This is a genomic window from Pseudomonas sp. NFACC39-1, from assembly GCF_900110355.1.
Classification (GTDB): domain Bacteria; phylum Pseudomonadota; class Gammaproteobacteria; order Pseudomonadales; family Pseudomonadaceae; genus Aquipseudomonas; species Aquipseudomonas tehranensis.
Genome location: NZ_FODL01000015.1, coordinates 35,492 through 55,038, shown reverse-complemented (window position 1 = coordinate 55,038; position 19,547 = coordinate 35,492). Strand labels below are relative to the sequence as shown.

General features: G+C 62.1%; 19 protein-coding genes. 10 read left to right on the top strand and 9 right to left on the bottom strand.

Annotated elements, in window-relative coordinates:
* Window positions 1–119: 119 nt before the first annotated feature.
* The 4 genes from BMY45_RS23715 to BMY45_RS23700 form a co-directional block, all read right to left on the bottom strand.
* On the bottom strand, window positions 120–713 hold the full coding sequence (locus BMY45_RS23715) for an HAD family hydrolase (protein ID WP_092402294.1): 594 nt from the start codon (window positions 711–713) through the stop codon (window positions 120–122).
* Window positions 710–1,579: an acyl-CoA thioesterase II gene (gene tesB, locus BMY45_RS23710; RefSeq protein ID WP_092402291.1), complete on the bottom strand. Its 870-nt coding sequence runs from the start codon at window positions 1,577–1,579 to the stop codon at window positions 710–712. Before tesB ends, BMY45_RS23715 begins: the two co-directional genes overlap by 4 nt.
* 102 nt (window positions 1,580–1,681) lie before the next feature.
* Window positions 1,682–2,251, bottom strand: coding sequence for a GNAT family N-acetyltransferase (locus tag BMY45_RS23705; RefSeq protein ID WP_092402288.1), 570 nt, complete (start codon window positions 2,249–2,251; stop codon window positions 1,682–1,684).
* 199 nt (window positions 2,252–2,450) lie between these two features.
* Window positions 2,451–3,116, bottom strand: a complete 666-nt coding sequence (locus BMY45_RS23700; RefSeq protein WP_092402285.1) for a GntR family transcriptional regulator — start codon at window positions 3,114–3,116, stop codon at window positions 2,451–2,453.
* Window positions 3,117–3,368: 252 nt separating this feature from the next.
* Between BMY45_RS23700 and BMY45_RS23695 the strand changes: the two genes are divergently transcribed.
* From BMY45_RS23695 to BMY45_RS23665, 7 genes are all read left to right on the top strand, one after another.
* Window positions 3,369–4,601, top strand: a complete 1,233-nt coding sequence (locus BMY45_RS23695) for an NRAMP family divalent metal transporter (RefSeq protein ID WP_092402282.1) — start codon at window positions 3,369–3,371, stop codon at window positions 4,599–4,601.
* 28 nt (window positions 4,602–4,629) lie between these two features.
* A complete protein-coding gene (locus BMY45_RS23690; protein ID WP_092402279.1) occupies window positions 4,630–5,400 on the top strand; it encodes a LamB/YcsF family protein in 771 nt (256 codons plus the stop codon).
* On the top strand, window positions 5,397–6,203 hold the full coding sequence (locus BMY45_RS23685) for a putative hydro-lyase (RefSeq protein ID WP_092402276.1): 807 nt from the start codon (window positions 5,397–5,399) through the stop codon (window positions 6,201–6,203). The genes BMY45_RS23690 and BMY45_RS23685 overlap by 4 nt, the downstream gene beginning before the upstream one ends.
* A gap of 9 nt (window positions 6,204–6,212) precedes the next feature.
* Window positions 6,213–7,832, top strand: coding sequence for a 5-oxoprolinase subunit B/C family protein (locus tag BMY45_RS23680; protein ID WP_092402273.1), 1,620 nt, complete (start codon window positions 6,213–6,215; stop codon window positions 7,830–7,832).
* Window positions 7,829–9,568, top strand: coding sequence for an acetyl/propionyl/methylcrotonyl-CoA carboxylase subunit alpha (locus tag BMY45_RS23675; RefSeq protein ID WP_092402270.1), 1,740 nt, complete (start codon window positions 7,829–7,831; stop codon window positions 9,566–9,568). The genes BMY45_RS23680 and BMY45_RS23675 overlap by 4 nt, the downstream gene beginning before the upstream one ends.
* Window positions 9,569–9,720: 152 nt before the next feature.
* The gene (locus BMY45_RS23670) at window positions 9,721–10,959 is read left to right on the top strand and encodes an OprD family porin (protein ID WP_092402267.1); all 1,239 of its coding nucleotides are present in this window, start codon (window positions 9,721–9,723) and stop codon (window positions 10,957–10,959) included.
* 160 nt (window positions 10,960–11,119) lie between these two features.
* Window positions 11,120–12,355, top strand: a complete 1,236-nt coding sequence (locus tag BMY45_RS23665; protein ID WP_092402264.1) for a TIGR03862 family flavoprotein — start codon at window positions 11,120–11,122, stop codon at window positions 12,353–12,355.
* A 129-nt stretch (window positions 12,356–12,484) separates the two neighbouring features.
* On the opposite strand, the gene BMY45_RS23660 is transcribed toward BMY45_RS23665, so the two are convergent.
* Together BMY45_RS23660 and yedA are read right to left on the bottom strand one after the other, a co-directional pair.
* Window positions 12,485–13,822 (bottom strand): RNA helicase RhlE1, encoded by a 1,338-nt coding sequence (locus BMY45_RS23660; RefSeq protein ID WP_092402261.1) that lies wholly within the window; start codon window positions 13,820–13,822, stop codon window positions 12,485–12,487.
* Between the two features lie 58 nt (window positions 13,823–13,880).
* On the bottom strand, window positions 13,881–14,783 hold the full coding sequence (gene yedA, locus BMY45_RS23655; protein ID WP_092402258.1) for a drug/metabolite exporter YedA: 903 nt from the start codon (window positions 14,781–14,783) through the stop codon (window positions 13,881–13,883).
* Window positions 14,784–14,944: 161 nt separating this feature from the next.
* Between yedA and BMY45_RS23650 the strand changes: the two genes are divergently transcribed.
* On the top strand, window positions 14,945–15,397 hold the full coding sequence (locus tag BMY45_RS23650) for an Lrp/AsnC family transcriptional regulator (protein ID WP_003205835.1): 453 nt from the start codon (window positions 14,945–14,947) through the stop codon (window positions 15,395–15,397).
* Between the two features lie 130 nt (window positions 15,398–15,527).
* On the opposite strand, the gene BMY45_RS23645 is transcribed toward BMY45_RS23650, so the two are convergent.
* The 3 genes from BMY45_RS23645 to BMY45_RS23635 form a co-directional block, all read right to left on the bottom strand.
* The gene (locus BMY45_RS23645) at window positions 15,528–16,139 is read right to left on the bottom strand and encodes a 3'-5' exonuclease (RefSeq protein WP_092402255.1); all 612 of its coding nucleotides are present in this window, start codon (window positions 16,137–16,139) and stop codon (window positions 15,528–15,530) included.
* Between the two features lie 22 nt (window positions 16,140–16,161).
* On the bottom strand, window positions 16,162–16,641 hold the full coding sequence (locus BMY45_RS23640; protein ID WP_003185707.1) for a LabA-like NYN domain-containing protein: 480 nt from the start codon (window positions 16,639–16,641) through the stop codon (window positions 16,162–16,164).
* 125 nt (window positions 16,642–16,766) lie between these two features.
* The gene (locus BMY45_RS23635) at window positions 16,767–17,528 is read right to left on the bottom strand and encodes a DUF2076 domain-containing protein (RefSeq protein WP_092402252.1); all 762 of its coding nucleotides are present in this window, start codon (window positions 17,526–17,528) and stop codon (window positions 16,767–16,769) included.
* 178 nt (window positions 17,529–17,706) lie between these two features.
* Here BMY45_RS23635 and BMY45_RS23630 point away from each other — a divergent pair, with 178 nt between their 5' ends.
* On the top strand, window positions 17,707–18,369 hold the full coding sequence (locus BMY45_RS23630) for a hypothetical protein (protein WP_092402249.1): 663 nt from the start codon (window positions 17,707–17,709) through the stop codon (window positions 18,367–18,369).
* A 91-nt stretch (window positions 18,370–18,460) separates the two neighbouring features.
* Window positions 18,461–19,540, top strand: a complete 1,080-nt coding sequence (locus tag BMY45_RS23625; RefSeq protein WP_092402246.1) for an endonuclease/exonuclease/phosphatase family protein — start codon at window positions 18,461–18,463, stop codon at window positions 19,538–19,540.
* Window positions 19,541–19,547 lie beyond the last annotated feature (7 nt).

Genomic DNA, 19,547 nt, shown 5'->3' with positions numbered 1-19,547 from the left:
CATCGCGAGCAGGCTCGCTCCCACAATAGATCTGCGGTGGGCACAAATTTTTGATCGACACAGATTCCCTTGTGGGAGCGAGCCTGCTCGCGATAGCTATCTATCAGCCAACATAACTTTCAAGCCGACAGCATCCGCCGCAACTCCCCACAGTCGCGCGCATGCCAGTCCGCCAGCTCCGGCCACGGATTGTCCGGCAGGTTCACCAATACCGTCCGCGTGCCCGCCGCACGGCCGCAGTCCAGGTCGAAACGGTAGTCGCCCACCATCACCATCGCTTCGGGCGCCACACTCCAGGCCTCGGCCAGTTTCAACAGACCGCCTGGATGAGGTTTGGGCGGCGCTTCGTCACGGCCCAGCACATCCTCCACGGCGAAACAGTCGGCCAAACCGATAGCCTGCAGGGTTACATGGGCCAACTCGCGGGCGTTACGGGTCAGAATCCCCAGGCGATAGCCGCGCCCCGCCAGTTCGCGCACCAGCTCGACCGCCCCCGGCGCAGGCCTGGAGCCCAGCGCCAGGTCCCGCTCGTGTTCCAGCAGCCAGGCATGCTTGGCGGCGGCTTCGTCAGCCGGCAACGCCGCCAAGTGGGTCAGAATGTCGTCTTCGGCCGGGATCGCCAGCGCCACGCGGATCGCCGCAAAATCATGCACGGCGATAGTCAGCGTACCGTCCATGTCGAACACCCAGTGGCGCACATCGGCCAGGCTCATGCCCAGTCCTTGCGGTGACGGATCAGGCCTTCCTGGGTCACCGACGCCACCAACTGTCCGGCGCGATTGAACACGCTGCCACGGGAGAACCCACGGGAATTGCCGGCCCACGGACTGTCCATCGCATAGAGCAACCAGTCATCGGCGCGCAGGTCGGCGTGGAACCACAAGGCATGGTCGAGGCTGGCAACCTGCATGTCCTTTTGCCAGACCGACTTGCCGTGGGGCAGCATCGAGGTGGTCAGCAGACCGAAGTCCGAGGCGTAGGCCAGCAGGTATTTATGCAGGGCCGGCGAGTCCGCCAGGGCACCATCGGCCCGGAACCATACGTACTTGACCGGATCGGCCGGCTGCGGATTGTAGGGATCTTTCTCGGTGACCGGGCGCACCTCGATCGGTTTGGGGCACAGCAGTTTTTCCCGCATGTGTTCGGGCAGCAGGTGCGCCCGCTGCTGGGTCAGTTCCAGCTCCGAAGGTAGGTTCTCCGGCCCTACCACCTGGGGCATGGAGTTCTGGTGCTCGAAACCCTGCTCGTCGTATTGAAACGAAGCGCTGCATGTGAAAATCGGGTGGCCTTTCTGGATCGCCGTGACCCGGCGAGTGCTGAAACTGCCACCGTCACGCACCCGGTCCACCTGGTAGACCACCGGCAAGGCCGCATCGCCTGGGCGCAGGAAATAACCGTGCATCGAATGCACATGACGGGCCTCTTCAACGGTCTGGCTGGCCGCCGACAGTGACTGGCCCAGCACCTGGCCGCCGAACAACTGGCGGAACCCCAGGTCCTGGCTGCGACCGCGAAACAGGTTCTCTTCGATGGGTTCCAGGGTCAGCAGGTCGACCAGATCTTCCAACACGTGGCTCATTCAGACTTTCCTCACACAGCTCAACCGCGCAGCCGGTGCTGCGACGGTGGATCGATTGTTGGCCCGGGCCATTGTGGCGGGCATTGTAAACGTCCGTGTCGGCTAACCGTGCAGGGTCTGTAGCCACTGTTCACGGTTGATGCGATAGAGCACATGTTGACGCAATGGATGACCGACGGCGAGCTTTGGGTGTTCGAAGTCATCGGCCGGGTCATGCTGCATGCCGATCGCTTGCATGACTTTCTGCGATGGCAGGTTATCGACGGCGGTGAACGCCACCACCTCCTCCAGCCCGAGGCGATCGAACGCACACCGCAGGGCCGTCCATGCGGCTTCGCTGGCATAACCCAAGCCCCAATGCTCCCGGGCCAGACGCCAGCCGATCTCGACTGCCGGAGTGAAGTGCGCGTCGAACCCGACCACGCCCAAGCCGGTAAAGCCAATGAAGGCCCCGGTGTCCTTGCGCTGCAGGGCCCACAAACCAAAACCATGCTCGGCAAAATGGCCCCGCACGCGCCCGATCAGCGCGGCGCTTTCCAGGCGGCTCAGGGGCGCCGGAAAATAACGCATCACCTGCGCATCGGCAGACATGGCGGCAAACTCCGGCAAGTCCGCGTCGCGCCACTGGCGCAGTATCAGCCGCGCGCTTTGCAGTTCCAGTATCGGCTCCATTTCCTTCCTCTCCATGCCCCAACGCCTACTCAAGCGAAATCGCCACGCCCAAATAAACGGCCCACGGCCGCTGCCGGAATCAAGGTGGAGACACCGACGATGTGTCCACCATGATCGAATGAGCCACGCGGCCGCGCCAGGTATCAATTATCGACAGGCTTGCCTTTGCTGGCGAGGCGTTCGTCGCGCTCGTGGGGCGCTACCGGTTCAGACTGCGCTCGTAAGCGGCCAGGACGGTACGCTCCGACTGCACCAGATAGGCTTCGAGCAACCGGGTTGCCTCCGCTGATTGCCCCTCTTCGATACAGCGCAGGATTGAAACGTTCATATCGACATAGGGCATATGCAGGAACTCCGGATCTTTGAGCAGGCCGAACGCCAGCCGCAGCTCGGCAGATATCTGACCGTAGAACACCACCAATCGCGGGCTGTCGGCGAGTTCGACGATCGCCTTGTGGAACATCATGTTGGCGGTGCCGACAGCCTTCCAGTCCTTGACTTCACGGGCGCGCATGCCCGCCTCCACCGCCTCACGCATATGCAGTGTTCCCGGATGCAGCGGGTAACCCTGGGCAATGGCCTTGCATTCGATAAAGCGGCGGACACGATAGATGTCGATGATCGACGCCATATCGGGCACCGCCACGCTCACCCCGCGATTGGGTTCATGCTTGAGCAACCCCTCACGGGTAAGGACCCTGAACGCTTCCCTCAAGGTGTTGCGGGAAATCTGCAGGCTTTCGGCCAGGGCCGCTTCGGACAGTCGTTGACCCGGAACCAGTTCACCTTCGACCAGCATTCTGCGGACTTCCTGGGTGATGGACTCTCCCAGCGAGCGAGGAAGGGAAGGTGAAACGTCGTTCATGTGCAATCCAGGATAAGAGAAAGCCACGATGTTCCACGAGAGCTTGGTGCAAGGCAAGAAGCCAGGGGCCTGCGTGCATCATTAAGTAACACGCACGAGTGACAAGGTTACAATTCGGTGCAGATTGTAGCCTTCCACGATCATGATTGTTCAACGATCCAATAGGTATGGATCAACACTTTCAACCAGATTCCTGGGTTTTGGCATGTTCGTTGCTCAACACTCATCATCTCCCACCGTAGGAATGATGCCGTGACACAGATCGCTCATGAGTTCACAAAGGCGCGACGCTCTTCCCTGATCGCCGCAATCTTCATGATGGCGACCTCCGCCATCGGCCCTGGCTTCATTACCCAGACCGCGACCTTTACGGCAAACATCGGCGCGGCGTTCGCCTTCGGTATCCTGGCCTCGATCCTGATCGACTTCGTCGTTCAACTGAATGTCTGGCGAATTGTTTCGCTGACCCGGATGCGCGCGGCCGACCTGGCCAACCGGGCGATTCCGGGGAGCGGCTACCTGCTGGCAGTCCTGGTGATCTTCGGCGGCCTGGTCTTCAACGTCGGCAACATCGCCGGTGCCGGACTGGGGCTCAATGCCCTGATGGGCCTGGATGCAAAATGGGGCGGTGGTCTGAGCGCCCTGCTGGCCATCGGCATTTTCTCCTCCCACCGTGCAGGGATTGCCGTCGACCGGCTGATCGTCGTGCTGGGCCTGGTGATGATCACCCTGACCCTGTTCGTCGCCTTCGCCTCCAACCCGCCACTGGGCGAAGCCCTGTACCAGACCGTGCTTCCAGACCAGATCAACTTCGCCACCATCACCACCATTGTCGGGGGCACGGTCGGCGGTTACATCACCTACGCAGGGGCTCACCGCCTGCTGGATCGAGGCACCACCGGGGAAGAGAATCTTCAGGCCGTGTCCAAGGCCGCCTTGAGCGGCATCATGGTCACCGGCGTCATGCGCTACATCCTGTTTCTGGCCATCCTCGGCGTTGTGGCCAGTGGCGTCGTCATCGACACCTCCGGTCAAGGCGCAAATCCCGCGGCGCAAGCCTTCCAGGCCGCGGCAGGGCAGTTCGGCCTGCGCGTGTTCGGCCTGATTCTCTGGGCCGCCAGTATTACCAGCGTGATCGGTGCCGCCTACACCTCCATGTCCTTCATCACCGTGTTCAAGCCGAACATCACTGAAAAAGGCCGAAACCGCGCCACCACTGTGTTCATCGCCCTGTCGCTGCTGATCTTCACCCTGATGGGCACCGCCCCCGCCGCGCTGTTACTTTTTGCGGGTGGGTTCAACGGCCTGATACTGCCCATCGGCCTGAGCATCTTCATCTACGTTGGCTGGCGCCGGTCGGACTTGATGGGCGGCTACCATTATCCACGTTGGCTGCTGGTGCTCGGCGCGCTGACCAGCGTGTTGACCTGGTACATGGCGTTCAAATCCGTTGGGCCGATCTTCGCCTTCCTCAACGTGGTCTGAGCCCGATAGAAACAAAGGAGCCACTCTCATGCCAAATATTGATCTCAACAGTGACCTGGGCGAAAGCTTTGGCGCATGGAGCATGGGCGACGATGCCGCGATGCTCGATGTCGTGACCAGCGCCAATGTCGCCTGCGGTTTCCACGCCGGCGACCCGGCCGGCATCTTGCGGACACTGAAAGCGGCGGCGGCAAAAAATGTCACCATCGGTGCCCATGTCGCTTACCCGGACAAAGTGGGCTTTGGTCGACGCAACATGGACGTGGCCAGCGATGAGCTGACTGCCGACGTGATCTACCAGATCGGCGCGCTGCAGGGCCTGGCCAAGGCCGCCGGCACGTCGGTGCGCTACGTAAAACCCCACGGAGCCTTGTACAACACCATTGCCCACGATCGCCGGCAGGCGCTGGCGGTGATCGAAGCCATCCGCGCTGTCGACCCGACTCTGATACTGGTGGCCCTGGCCGGTTCCAGCCTGATCGAACTGGCCCGTAACGAGGGCTTGCAGTGTGTCGCCGAAGCCTTCGCTGACCGCGCCTACACACCCCAGGGCACGTTGGTCTCGCGACGCGAACCCGGGGCCGTGCTGCACGATCCCAAGCTCGTGGCCCAACGCATGCTGCGCCTGGTGGAAGACGGCACTGTCGAAGCCATCGATGGCAGCCTGACCCGAATCCAAGCCGATTCGATCTGCGTCCATGGCGACAGTCCCGCTGCTGTGGAAATGGCCCGCGAGCTGCGCCGGGTATTGGAACAGGCGCACATGTCCTTGCTGCCCTTTGCCGGAGCACACTCATGAATGCCCTGGATCTCGCCCGCCAGGCGGCGATTGCCGCTGCCCGGGATGCACGCGCGACTTACCGTAACGGCCTGATCGCCCCCACGGCGGGTATCGCGCCGGGCATGACCCAGGCCAACCTGATCGCCCTGCCGCGCGCCTGGGCGTACGACTTCCTGCTGTACGCCCAGCGCAATCCCAAAGCCTGCCCGATCCTTGACGTCAGCGACGCCGGCAGCCCGAGTACGCTGCTGGCTGAAGGGGCCGACCTGCGCACTGACATCCCGCTGTACCGCATCTGGCGTGATGGAAAGCTGGCCGAGGAAGTCAGCGATGCCACTCAGGCCTGGGCTGAACACGACGATATGGTGGCCTTTTTGATCGGTTGCAGCTTCACCTTTGAAACCGCCCTGCAAGAGGCCGGTATCGACGTGCGGCATATCACCGATGGCTGCAATGTGCCGATGTACCGGACCAACCGTGCCTGCCGCCCGGCCGGACGTCTGCACGGTGAAATGGTGGTGTCCATGCGCCCGATCCCGGCCGATCGTGTAGCGCAGGCAGCGAGTATTTCCGGGCGTTATCCTTCGGTCCATGGCGCCCCAGTGCACATCGGCGAACCGGCGCTGCTCGGCATCCAGGACCTGGCGCGCCCCGATTTCGGCGACGCCGTACGCATCGAACCCGGTGAGATTCCGGTGTTCTGGGCCTGCGGCGTGACTCCCCAGGCAGCGGTCATGGCGTCGGGCGTGCCCTTCGCCATCACCCATTCGCCGGGCCATATGTTCATCACCGATGTGCCTGACAGCACCTACCACGTCTAGGAGTCTCCCGTGCGTTTTCTACCGGTCAACCTGGACGCCCTGCTCGTCGAATTGAAAGACCTCGACGAGACCCTGGCGTTGTACGACACCCTGATGGCCGAGCCCATTGCCGGTGTGGAGCACATCATTCCCGCCGCTCGAACGTTGCTGATCGAGTTCCGCCCCAGCGCCATCGAACGCCAAGCGCTGGTTAACCGTATCGCTGTCCAGGATTTGAGCCAGCGCCGCGCGCACGAACATCGTCGAGTGGAAATCCCTGTGCACTACACGGGTGAAGACCTCGACGAAGTCGCCACTTTGCTGGGCCTGAGCCGCGACGAGGTGGTCCGCCGCCACACCGCCCATGACTACACCGTGGCCTTCTGCGGTTTTGCCCCAGGCTTCGCCTACCTCACCGACGGTGCCGGCTTCCAGGTGCCGCGCCGGCAAACCCCGCGCACCCGCATCCCCGCCGGCGCCGTGGCCCTGGCCGGTGAGTTCAGCGGCGTCTATCCGCAAGCCAGCCCCGGCGGCTGGCAGATCATCGGGGTTACGCCCTCACGCATGTGGGACCTGAACCGCGATGAACCGGCGTTGTTACGCCCCGGTTACAAGGTTCGCTTTACCGATGCCGGCCCTCTTCCGGCCGGCGGTTTGCCTGCGCCCACCCCGCCGACACGCGCCGCCCCACACAGCGGCGCCTGCCTGGAAATCATCACCCCCGGACTGCACAGCGTCCTGCAGGACTTGGGGCGTCCCGGCCAGACCAGCCAAGGCGTGTCCAAATCCGGGGCGCTGGACCTGAGTGCCCTGCGAGCGGCCAACCGCGCCGTGGGCAACCGCTCGGACATGGCCTGCATCGAAGCGCTACTCGGCGGTTTGAGTGTTGTCTGCCATGGCCGCACCGTGATCGCTGTCACCGGCGCCCAGACCCCGGTCAGTATCACCACGGCCGGCGGCCTGCAATGGCAAGCACCCAACTATCAGCCCATCGAATTGGACGAGGGCGATCGCGTCAGCCTCGGTTCACCCAAGGCGGGGCTGCGCAGCTACCTGGCGATTCGCGGCGGGTTTGACGTCACGCCCGTGCTCGGCAGCCTGTCCACGGACACCCTGGCCCAAGTCGGCCCCCCTGCCCTGGCCGCCGGCGACCGCCTGGGTTTTGCAACACTCGGCACGGGCACCAGCGTATCGCTGAACGAAGCGCCGGCCTTTGAACTGCCAACGGCAAGCGACATCGTCACCCTCGACGTGGTCATGGGCCCCCGCACCGACTGGTTTACCGAGGACGCCATCGAGCGCCTGAGCAGCCAACTCTGGCGGGTCAGCGCGCAATCCAATCGGGTCGGCATTCGTCTGGCCGGGGAAACGCCGCTGACGCGCAGCAATCACCAGGAGTTGCCCAGCGAAGGCACCTGCGTGGGCGCCATCCAGGTTCCGGCCAGCGGCCAACCCGTGCTGTTCCTGGCGGACCACCCATTGACCGGCGGCTATCCGGTGATCGCCGTGGTGGCCAGCCATCATCTGGATCTGGCCGGACAAATACCGGTCAACGCGCAGATTCGCTTCAACCCACTGGATGAATTCCACGAGATTCAACCCAGCACAGCTGCTTCTTTTCCAACTGCCGATGCGAAGAAAATCCCATGAAAAAATTATTGATCGCCAACCGTGGTGAAATTGCCGTACGCATCGCCCGCGCCTGCCGCGACTACGGCGTGCAATCTGTCGCCGTCTACGCCGACGCAGACATCGATGCCCTGCACGTGCGCCAGGCTGACGAAGCCTATTCACTGAACGGTCAGCGTCCGGCCGAAACCTATCTCGATATCGGCAAACTGCTTGCTGTCGCCAAACGCAGCGGCGCCGACGCCGTGCACCCGGGTTATGGTTTTCTGTCGGAGCGGGCCGATTTCGCCCGGGCAGTAATCGACGCGGGGCTGATCTGGGTCGGCCCCAACCCGGAAACCATCGATGTGCTGGGGGATAAGGTCCAGGCGCGAAAACTGGCCCAACAGGTCGGCGCCCCCCTGGTAGCCGGTACGCCAGGACCGGTCGAAGGCGCAGCCCAGGTGCTGGCCTTTGCCGAGCAACATGGCCTGCCGATTGCCATCAAGGCCGCCTTCGGCGGCGGCGGGCGCGGGATGAAAGTCGCCTGGCGCATGGACGAGGTCGCCGAGCTGTTCGCCTCGGCCGTGCGCGAAGCCGAAGCGGCCTTTGGTCGTGGCGAATGTTTCGTCGAACAGTTCCTCGACCGCCCTCGGCATATCGAAGCGCAGATCCTGGCTGACAAACACGGCAAGGTGGTCGTGGTAGGGACCCGGGATTGTTCGCTGCAACGACGCAACCAGAAACTGGTGGAGGAAGCGCCAGCGCCTTTTATCAGCGAAGAACAGCGCCAGCGCATTCATCAGGCCGCCCACGATATCTGCGCCAAGGCCGGTTACGTCGGTGCCGGCACGGTGGAGTTCCTGCTCAGTCAGGATGGCACGCTGTCGTTTCTGGAGGTCAACACGCGGTTGCAGGTCGAGCATCCGGTAACCGAAGAAACCACCGGCGTCGACCTGGTGATCGAGCAACTGCGCATCGCCGATGGTTTGCCGTTGTCCTTCAGCCAAACGCCCACACCGCGCGGCCACAGCTTCGAATTTCGCATCAACGCCGAAGACGCAGGCAAGGGTTTCATGCCGACCCCCGGACACATCACCGCCTTCCAGCCACCCTCCGGCCCGGGCGTACGCCTGGACAGCGGCGTGACCAGCGGTTCGCAAGTGCCCAGCACCTTCGATTCGATGATGGCCAAACTGATTGTCACGGGCGCCACCCGCGAGCAGGCGATCGTGCGCGCCCGGCGCGCCCTGGCCGAATTCAATATCGAGGGTATCGCCTCGGTACTGCCATTTCACCGGGCCGTGATGGACCATGACGACTTCACGGGCGCGGGTCGATTTGCCGTGCATACGCGCTGGATCGAAACTGACTTCGCTGACCAGATCACCCTCGCACCACGCAACGCCATGTCGGCCGACCCTGGGGTGCTGCGCACGTTCGTCGAAATCGACGGCAAGCGCCACGAACTGGGCCTGCCGGCCGAGCTGTTGCGCGGCTTGAGCCTGAACGCCCCGGCCACGGCGGGCGAACGCACGGCCCCAAGCGAGTGGGATGATCCACACGCGCTACGCACCTCGGTCGCGGGCAATCTGCATACCTGGGTCGTCGAAGACGGCGAAGCGGTGAACGCCGGTCAAGTGGTCGCCGTTATCGAAGCGATGAAAATGGAAACATCGATCCTGGCCCCTGCTGACGGCAAGGTGCGGATTGCTGAACAGGCAGGCGCCTATTTCGAAGCCGGCTCGATCATCGGCCGCATCGAAACCGCTCACTGATCCAAACGTTTTTCTTACGCAGATAACACGCGCAACGGGTGAATAACCCGGTTGCCGCGTGCTGCCCGCAAAAAATGTTCGATGTCATGTTGCATAGACACTAACGATAAAACACACACCCTCAATCTGGCGTTATCTGGAGCATAAAGAGCATGTTGATCAACAAGGCTTTTGCGGTGGCGGGTACCTGCGCGTTGGTTTTTCCATTGGCGGCATCTGCCGATTTTATTGCCGACAGTAAGGCCAGTGTAGAACTGCGCAACTTCTACTTTGATCGCGACTTTCGCAACGGCCCACCCACGGCCCAGCGTGACGCGGCAAAAGAATGGGCGCAGGGCATCATGATGCGCCTGGAGTCGGGGTATACCGCCGGCACCGTGGGCCTGGGCATCGACGCCGTTGGCATGCTCGGCCTCAAGCTTGACGGCGGTGATGGGTCCGGTGGCACGGGCCTGTTGCCGGCTGACCTGGGTTCGAAAAACGGCCGCGGCTCACAGGACGAATATTCCAAACTCGAACTCACCGCCAAGGCGAAAGTTTCGCAAACTGTTTTGAAAGTCGGCTCTCTCGCCTTCCGCACGCCCGTGGTATCGAGCAATGACACGCGCCTGTTGCCGTCGACTTTCGAAGGCGCGCTACTGACGTCCAGCGACATTGATCAGTGGGTCCTGCAAGGGGGCAAGCTGGAACAAATAAAATTCAACAGTTCCTCCAACTATCAGGACTTCACCGGTAACCGCATCGGCGGTGTCAGTGATGACTTCCGCTTTGCCGGTGGTACTTACAGTTTCAACAAAACCCTCAGCACAAGTTTATTCTATGGCAACCTGGAAAATGTCTATCGGCAGTTCTTTGGCGGCGTCGTCTATGAAATTCCCCTCGCCGAACAACAGTCGCTGAAGTTCGATCTGCGCTATTCGAAGAGTACCGACGATGGTCACTTCCGCCCCCTCGATAACCGGGCAGCGAACGGGCTGGTTTCCTACACCCTGGGCGCCAACGTGTTCACGGCCGCCTATCAGCGCATGAGCGGAGACGATCCGTTCCCCTACATCGCCAACAGTGACCCCTACCTCGTCAACTTCGTACAGATCAACGATTTCGCCAACACCCAGGAGCGCTCATGGCAACTGCGCTATGACTACAACTTCGCCGCGCTGGGCATCCCCGGGCTCACCTTCATGACGCGTTATGTCAACGGCGACAATGCCCAAGTCGCAGGCAGTAACACGGGTAAAGAGTGGGAGCGCGATACCGACATCGGTTACGTGATCCAAAGTGGTTCATTGAAGAATCTCGGGGTCAAACTCAGGAACGCGACGGTTCGTTCGAACTTTGGCAATGACCTGGATGAGACCCGTCTGATCGTGAGTTACACATTAGCGCTCTAAGAATCACCGCCCTCCCTGTGGGAGCGAGCCTGCTCGCGATAGCCGCGGATCAGCTTGCATGGATGTTGGCTGACAGATCGCTATCGCGAGCAGGCTCGCTCCCACAGGGATCTGTGCTGATAGAATGCCCCGCTTATTCCCGTCCTCCGTAGCTCACGCCATGACCCCAACCGCCCGCCCCCATACCCCGAACATCGCCATCATCGGCGGCGGCCCTGCCGGCCTGATGGCGGCCGAGGTGTTGAGCCAGGCCGGGATACAGGTCAACCTGTACGACGGCATGCCCTCAGTGGGCAGAAAATTCCTGCTGGCCGGTGTCGGCGGCATGAACATCACCCACTCGGAGGACTTCTCACCGTTCCTGTCCCGCTACGGCGAGCGCGCGCCCAATATCGCCCCGCTGCTGCGGGCATTCGGTGCGCAGGAGTTATGCGAATGGATTCACGGATTGGGCATCGATACCTTTGTCGGCAGTTCCGGACGAGTATTTCCGACCGACATGAAAGCCGCCCCGCTGCTGCGCGCTTGGCTCAAGCGGCTGCGCGATGCCGGCGTGGTGATCCACACCCGCCATCGCTGGCTTGGCTGGAACCCGGACGGCAGCTTGAAAATGGCCTCCCCCGACGGTGAAAAGGCGTTGCAGCCCAACGCGACGCTGCTGGCCCTGGGCGGCGGTAGCTGGTCACGCCTGGGGTCGGACGGTGCCTGGATGCTGCCCCTGGAACAGCGCGGCGTAGCCCTGGCGCCACTGCAGTCGAGCAATTGTGGATTCGACGTGCAGGCCTGGAGCGATCTGATGGTCAACAAATTCGCCGGTGCCCCGCTGAAAAATGTCGCCATCGGCCTGAACGATGACAAGCCGCGCCTCGGCGAATGCGTGATCACCGCTACCGGTATCGAAGGCAGTCTGATCTATGCCCTGTCGGCGCCGATTCGCGAAGCCATCAACCAGCACGGTAGCGCGACGATCCATCTGGACCTGCTGCCGGGCCGGCCGCTGGACAAGATCCAGCAAGCGTTGAGCAAGCCTCGCGGTTCACGCTCGGTGGCCAAGCACCTGCACAGTCAATTGGGGATCGATGGGGTCAAGGCTGCGCTGTTGCGCGAGCAAACACCTGCCGATTGCTTCGCCGACCCGGCGCGGCTGGCCAAGGCAATCAAGGCCTTGCCCATCACCCTGGTAAAAACCCGCCCGCTGGACGAAGCCATCAGCAGTGCCGGTGGCGTGACCTTCCAAGCCCTCGACGAACGCCTGATGCTCAAGCAGATACCTGGCGTGTTCTGTGCCGGGGAAATGCTCGACTGGGAAGCACCGACCGGCGGCTATTTGCTCACGGCCTGCTTTGCCAGCGGCCGGGCGGCTGGCCTAGGGATGTTGGAATTCTTGAATGGTTGATTCGTAGGAGCTGACGAGTGCAACGAGGCTGCGATCTTTTGATCTTTCGCTCATGACTCAATGGTCTGGGAAAAGATCGCAGCCTCGTTGCACTCGTCAGCTCCTACAGGTCTCAGGAGACCTTTGAGATCAAGGCTTACGCTTACGCGGCCCGGTATTGAACACCGGGACTTTGCGCACAGGCTTGACCGAAGGCTCCATGGGCGAGGCGTCGCCGCTGTCGACCCACTTGCCCAGGTTGCGCTTGCCGCCACCGCCCGAGGCTTTCGGTTTCTTCGGCTTTTTCGGCTTCTTGATGACCTGGCCGCTGGCATCGGTGTCCGGCACCCGATGCTCAGGCTCGAAGTCCTGTTCCATCTGCCGTGGCAACGTCTGACGGGTCAGGGTTTCGATGGCTGACAGCAGATTCACTTCATCGGCGCAGACCAGGGAAATCGCTTCCCCGGTGGAACCCGCCCGGCCAGTACGACCGATACGGTGGATGTAATCCTCAGCGACTATCGGCAAATCGAAATTCACCACCAGCGGCAAGTCTTCGATATCCAGTCCACGCGCGGCGACGTCGGTGGCCACCAGGATCTGGATCTCACTGGCCTTGAAACGGTCCAGCGCCCGCTGGCGGGTGGCCTGGGGTTTATCGCCGTGGATGCCGTCGGCATTGACGCCCATGCCCTGGAGTTTGTCCACCAGCGCATCGACACCGTTGCGGGTCTTGGCAAAGACCAGCACCTGTTTCCACTTGTTCTTGCGCATCAGGTGCACAAACAACTCTGGCTTGCGCTTCTTGTCCACCGTCACCACCCATTGCTTGACGGTGTTGGCGGCCACATTGCGCGGGCTCACTTCGATGCTCAGCGGATCGTTGAGCATTTGCCCGGCCAGCAAGCGGATCGCGTCGGAGAACGTTGCCGAGAACAGCAGCGTCTGGTGCTTCTTCGGCAGCGCTTTGTAGATATTCGCCAGCTCCTCGGAGAAGCCCAGGTCGAGCATGCGGTCGGCTTCGTCCAGCACCAGGGTCTGCAGCTGGTTGAACTTCAGCGCGTTCTGGCGGAACAGGTCGAGCAAGCGTCCCGGCGTGGCGACCAGCAGATCAACCCCTTTGCGCAGCTTCATCATCTGCGGGTTGATGCTGACGCCGCCGTACACTGCATAGGTGCTCAACGGCAGGTTTTGCGCGTATTGGCGCACGCTTTCGTGAACCTGCTCGGCCAGTTCACGGGTCGGCACCAGAATCAGCGCCCGTACCGAGTTGGCACTGACCTTGGGCCCTTCGGTGGTCAGCAACTGCAACAGCGGCACGGCGAAACCGGCGGTTTTGCCGGTGCCGGTCTGGGCCGCGGCCATCAGGTCGCGACCGGCCAGCACCGCCGGCATGGCTTGAGCCTGCACCGGGGTCGGGGTCTGGTAGCCGAGCGTCTCAAGGGCGCGCAGCAAGGGTTCGATCAGGCCAAGGGTGGCGAAAGTCATGGAAGTACCGTAGGAAAAATCAGCGCAAGGTGTGCAATGCGCGGCAGTTTACCCTAAATCAGGATTCGGCCGGCGCAGGCTTGGGTTTGCGCCATTGGGGCAAACCGATCAACACCACGGCACTGATGATCACCAACATCGCCAGGGCCTCCTCGATGCCAATGGTTTCACCCGCGAACACAATGCCCAGCAACACCGCTACCGCCGGGTTGACGTAGGCATAGCTGGTGGCCGCCGCCGGACGTACGTGCTTGAGCAGGTACATGTAGGCGTTGAAGGCAATGATCGAACCGAAGCAGGTCAGGTAGGCCAGGGCGATCCAGCCTTCCAGCGGCGGAATGCTGTCCAGGTGTTCGCCACTGGCCACGCTGCCGATCAACAGCACCACACCGCCCACCAGCATTTCCACGGCACTGGCCATCGCCCCCGCCGGCAGCGGCAGGTGCTTGCTCAATACAGAGCCGAAGGCCCAGGACGCCGCCGCGAACAGCAGCAAGGTCGCGCCCAGCGGGCTCGATTGCAGGTTGGAACCCAGGTTGAGCATGGCAATGCCGATCAACCCCAGCACAATCCCCGCCCACTCCAGACGGGTGTTACGGGCGCCCCAGAAATATCCGCAGAGCAAGGTAAACAACGGCACCGTCGCCACGGCCAGCGCCGCCACCCCGGACGCCACGCCCGTGTGCTCGGCGACACTGACCGCGCCATTGCCGAAGCTGAGCAACAACACGCCGATCACAGCCCCCGCCTTCCACTGCGCCCAGGTCGGTGCCGGCGCCCCGCGCCAGCGCAGGAAACCGTACATCAGCGAGCCGGCGATCACGAAACGAATCCCGGCCAGCAGCAGCGGCGGCCAATGCTCCACACCGATGCGAATCACCAGGTAGGTCGACCCCCAGATGACGTACAGGGCAAAAAAGGCAGCGATCAATGGCAAGGGGAAACGGCGTGGGCCAGGCATGGTCAGCTCGAAGTCAGGACAATGAGAGACGCTATTCTAGAAAGGCGACAGGCGGAAAATAAGTTACAAAACCTGTTTATCCGAACCGTACACTTTTCAAAACACGGAGATCAGCGCTATAAACCGTACTTTCGAAAGTCAGCCCCCTGGGAGCCCGAACCGTGGATAAGTACGACCGCATGCTGCTCAGTGCCCTGCTGGAAAACGGTCGTGCGTCCTACGCCGAACTGGCCCGCAAAGTGAACCTGTCGGCCCCGGCCGTGGCCGAGCGGGTCAGCAAGCTGGAAGCCAGCGGCGTGATCACCGGCTATCAAGCAAAAGTCGACATGGCGAAAATCGGCCTGCCGGTGCAGTGCGTCATCGAACTGCGGATGAACCAGCACGGTAACCAGAAGACCTACGACGAACTGTGCAAAATCCCGCAACTGACCGAATGCCATCGAGTGACAGGCGACCCGTGCGTGATCATGCAAGCGGCCGTCGGCTCGATGCCGGAATTGGAAGAGCTGATCAACCGCATCGCCAAGTTTGGCTTCAGCAAGACCTCGATCGTGCTGTCCAGCGCGATTGAAAAGCGCGTGCCGCTGGGGCAGTTGGAAGGCAACGGAAAATAACCTGCTTCACACAGATCAACCTGTGGGAGCGAGCCTGCTCGCGATAGCGTTGGATCTGCCAACATCAATGTCGACTGACACGCCGCAATCGCGAGCAGGCTCGCTCCCACATTTTTTTTCGGTGGTGTGGTCAGAACCCGCGATGGCGCTTGAGGTGCTCGTTGATTTTCGCCGCCGGCACTTTCTGCAAACTGCACAGCAGATCGTGGGACAACTCCCGCAGCCCGTGCTGTTGCCGCAGCTGCGTCGCCAGGTGCGCGGTGAGGTTGGCGGCCATTTCGGCGTCGGCCATGGCCCGGTGAGCCTGGCCCGTGTGAGGCAGGCCGGCGAAGGTGTTGAGCGTGCCGAGCTTGTGGTTCGGCGCCGTCGGCATCAGGCGCCGGGCCAGCAGCAGTGAGCAGGCAAAATTCTGCAGGCGGGTGCGCTTGATCCGGCCCAGTTCGAAGTCCCAGAACTTCTGGTCGAACGCGGCGTTGTGGGCCAGCAGCGGCGTGATGCCGACGAACTCGTTGACCTCGTTCATCACCTTTTCCGCGGACGGGGCGCTGCGCAGCATGGCGTTGCTGATGCCGGTCAGTTGCTCGATGAACGCAGGCACGCGCACACCGGCGTTCATCAGGCTCTGATAGCGATCCACAATCCGGCCTTGTTCGAGGATCACCACGGCGATTTCGGTGGCCCGGCAACTGCTGCTCGGCGTGATGCCGGTGGTTTCAAAGTCGATGACTGCGATGCGTTCCAAACCTGTCTGAACTCCGTAAAAATCAATTCTTGAGCAGCAACGCGCCTTCGATCGGCACGTAGCGGCTGGCGGCGCGAATCAGCGAGTTGGCCGTCAGCCCCGGCACACCATAAGCCACCGCCTGGACCCCGTGTTTGCTGATGATGCGTTCCAGCAGCATGTCGAAATCGCCATCACCGGACGCCAACACCACTTCGTCAACGTGATCGGCTGCGTCCATGATGTCCAGGGTGATGCCCACGTCCCAGTCGCCCTTGGCCGAGCCGTCGCTGCGCTGGATGTAAGGCTTGAGCTTCACGACAAACCCCAGGTTGCGCAGGATCTGCTGGAATTGCTGCTGCTTGCTGTCACCGCGATCGATCGCATACGCGTAGGCCTCGACGATCTGCCCCTGTTTGCTGACATCGGCCCACAAGGCCGCGTAGTTGAAATGGCAACCATAAGCCTGGCGCACGGTGTAGTAGAGGTTCTGGACATCGGCGAACACTGCGATTTTTTTCACCGCGTTTCCTCTTGAATGCACAAGCCAGCAGAGCGGGCCCGAAAAGTTGCCCAGTATGCCAGCCCAGAGGAATGTTCCGCGAATAATCGGTCCGAGGCACCAGGGCGCCCCGGACGAATGGCAGGTCAGACGAAGGAGTCGTCATCGCCGAAGAAAGATGAATCGTCGCCGTAGTCGGCGTCGGCGAAACCGCCCTGGTCGTTGCCATAGGCATCGTTACCCGCGACGCTTGAGTCATCGCCCCAGCCGCTGTCACTGCTTGCCGTGTCGTTGACCGGTTGGGCCGGCTCTTGCTCGATGACCTCGACCACTTCCTGAGGCTGCTGGGCACCGTGGAACAGACTGCTGATGCCCTGGGCCAGCATCACGCCCCCGGCCACGCCAGCCGCGGTTTTCAGCGCGCCGCTCATGAAGCTGCCGGCCCCTGGAGCCTGCTGTGGCGCGGCGCCGTAGTTAGCGGGCGGCGCGGCGTAGTTCTGCTGGGGTGGCGCATTGAAGCCAGGCCGCGCCGGTTCGCGCCAGCCGCCACCGCTGGCGGGCGAAGCGCCTGGAGTTGACGCGGGACGTGAGTCGCGCGAGCTGCCACCGAAAATACTCGAGAGAAAGCCACCACCGCTGGACGCTGGAGGCTGTTGGCGGGCCTGTTGCAGGTCCGCCTGCAACTGCTCGATCTGCTGGCTCAACTGCTTGTTCTGCTCGTCGAGGCTTTTGAGCGCCGTCTCTTGCACCAGAATCGCCTGGGTCATGAAATAGCCCGCTGCGGGCTGGCGGGTCATATGTTCCTTGATCCGCGCCTCGGCCTGGGCATCGCGGGGGGCTGAATCCTTTTCGGCCTGTTGCAGCCGTGAAAACAGTCCATCGATCAGGGTTTGTTCTTCGCTGTTCATGGCGACCTCATCAGATTGCCGGGTAGAAAAACCATGCCGGCCCTACAGGACCGGTGCCAGCCAGTAATGGGGCTGGGCTCAGAGCTTTCAATGGTCTTTACCTGATGTTTACGTTTGCTTGTGCAGGCGCCTGATCGGTTAAAGTGTCGGACCGCTTTTTGACCTGCGATACCGACTCATGAATCCGTTTGACGTGCTGCGCGACTCTTTGTATTTCTTCAAGCGCCATCTTGGCCGGATCGCCCAGCTGTGCCTGCCGCTGGTGATCCTCGAGGCCGTGCTGCAACAAGGCGTGGACAGCGTCGTGGGCCCCGAAGGTTTTACCGGCTACAGCCTGATCGTCGGGCTGCTGATATACCCGCTCTACACTGCCGCGCTGATTCTGTTTCTCGACGCCCGCAGTCGCGGCGAATCGCCCCGTCCCCGTGACCTTCTCGCGACGGCCCTGACCCTGTGGCCACGCTTTGCCCTGCTGACCGCACTCAATACGTTGCTGATTCTGGTGGGCATTTCGTTGTACTTCCTGCCGGGCCTCTGGCTGATGGTGGTTCTGGCCTTTGGCGAGTACCTGCTGGTGCTGCGCGGCCTGACTCCGCTGGCAGCAATGAAGGAAAGCCTGCGCCTGAGCCGCGGCAGTTTCTGGCGCATCCTGTTGTGCATTCTTTGCGTGATGGTCCCGCTCTGGCTGCTCAAAGGCGCCAGCCTGTCGGTGTACCCGCCGCCGCAGAACCCGCTGATCGCCTTGCTGATCGACAGCGTTCACAGCTTCCTGCAGCTGTTCACCACCGTGGTGCTGTTCCGAATGTTCATGCTGGTCGCGGAAAAACCTGACAACCGTTGACGACTGCTGCGCAGGTGACGGGCTTGGGCTCGGCAACTGCTCTCGGTTATGCTCGGGATCACTTTTGCGTAACGCCCATTTAAGTCGAGCCATGACCCGTCTATTGCGCAACACCTTGCTGGGCCTGTTGTTGATTCTCGGCCTGGCCGCCCTGTCGATCTACAGCCTGACCTGGCGCCCACAGCCCCGGGAAGCACTGCCGGTCAGTTGCCCCGCCAACACCGCAACGCTCGTGCCTGGCCAGGCCTTGAAGGTGATGACCTGGAACGTCCAGTTCCTGGCCGGCAAGCGCTACGTGTTCTGGCACGACCTGGCCCACGGTGACGATGAAAGCCCGACCCTCGAAGACATGGCCTTCAGCCTCGACGAAGTGGCAAGGGTCATTCGCGACGAGCAACCGGACATCGTGTTGCTTCAAGAACTGGACGACGGCGCCAAGGCCAGCGACTACCAGAATCAGCTCAAGTTGTTGCAGGAACGCTTGACCGACCTGTATCCGTGCAGCACCAGCGCCTTTGACTGGAAAGCCGATTTCATCCCCGACCCGCATATCTTCGGCAGCGTTGGCCGGCAGTTGGCGACGTTGAGCCGTTACCGCATCGATCAAGCGGAACGGGTGCAGTTGCCAGTGGCCGGGGCCAATTTCATCAGCCGCCAGTTCCAGCCGAAAAACGCTTTGTTGGTCAGTCACCTGCCGCTGAGCAGTGGCGGCCACCTGGTCGTGCTCAACACGCATCTGGAACGGGCCACGCAACCGGATGAAACCCTGCCAAATCAGGTCAGGGCCGTGAGCAAGGTCCTGGACAAACTTGAATCGCGAGGCACGCCCTGGCTGATCGGCGGCGACTTCAACCTGCTCCCCCTGGGCCAATACCGGCGCCTGCCTGCCGAGCAACGCACGCCCTACTCCGCCGACAGCCCGTTGCACCTGCTGTGGGACAAATACCCGATGATCCCCACCAACAACGAGGCCAGCGGCATCGACCGCGCCCACTGGCTGACCCACTACCCTAACGACCCCGGCCTCAACGGCCCTGACCGCACTGTCGACTACCTGTTCTACAGCCCTCGGATCAAGCGGGTCGAGGCTCGGGTGCGGCAGGACGATACCTTGCGGATCTCCGATCATTTGCCGGTGATTGCCCGGTTCCTGTTGCCGGCCACGCCGTGACGGCAAG

Coding starts and splice junctions, on each gene's coding strand:
- BMY45_RS23670 (WP_092402267.1), top strand. CDS start 9,721: ATGTTGATCAACAAGGCTTTTGCGGTGGCGGGTACCTGCGCGTTGGTT.
- tesB (WP_092402291.1), bottom strand. CDS start 1,579: ATGAGCCACGTGTTGGAAGATCTGGTCGACCTGCTGACCCTGGAACCC.
- BMY45_RS23625 (WP_092402246.1), top strand. CDS start 18,461: ATGACCCGTCTATTGCGCAACACCTTGCTGGGCCTGTTGTTGATTCTC.
- BMY45_RS23630 (WP_092402249.1), top strand. CDS start 17,707: ATGAATCCGTTTGACGTGCTGCGCGACTCTTTGTATTTCTTCAAGCGC.
- BMY45_RS23660 (WP_092402261.1), bottom strand. CDS start 13,822: ATGACTTTCGCCACCCTTGGCCTGATCGAACCCTTGCTGCGCGCCCTT.
- BMY45_RS23685 (WP_092402276.1), top strand. CDS start 5,397: ATGAATGCCCTGGATCTCGCCCGCCAGGCGGCGATTGCCGCTGCCCGG.
- BMY45_RS23665 (WP_092402264.1), top strand. CDS start 11,120: ATGACCCCAACCGCCCGCCCCCATACCCCGAACATCGCCATCATCGGC.
- BMY45_RS23705 (WP_092402288.1), bottom strand. CDS start 2,251: ATGGAGCCGATACTGGAACTGCAAAGCGCGCGGCTGATACTGCGCCAG.
- BMY45_RS23690 (WP_092402279.1), top strand. CDS start 4,630: ATGCCAAATATTGATCTCAACAGTGACCTGGGCGAAAGCTTTGGCGCA.
- BMY45_RS23675 (WP_092402270.1), top strand. CDS start 7,829: ATGAAAAAATTATTGATCGCCAACCGTGGTGAAATTGCCGTACGCATC.
- BMY45_RS23715 (WP_092402294.1), bottom strand. CDS start 713: ATGAGCCTGGCCGATGTGCGCCACTGGGTGTTCGACATGGACGGTACG.
- yedA (WP_092402258.1), bottom strand. CDS start 14,783: ATGCCTGGCCCACGCCGTTTCCCCTTGCCATTGATCGCTGCCTTTTTT.
- BMY45_RS23635 (WP_092402252.1), bottom strand. CDS start 17,528: ATGAACAGCGAAGAACAAACCCTGATCGATGGACTGTTTTCACGGCTG.
- BMY45_RS23700 (WP_092402285.1), bottom strand. CDS start 3,116: ATGAACGACGTTTCACCTTCCCTTCCTCGCTCGCTGGGAGAGTCCATC.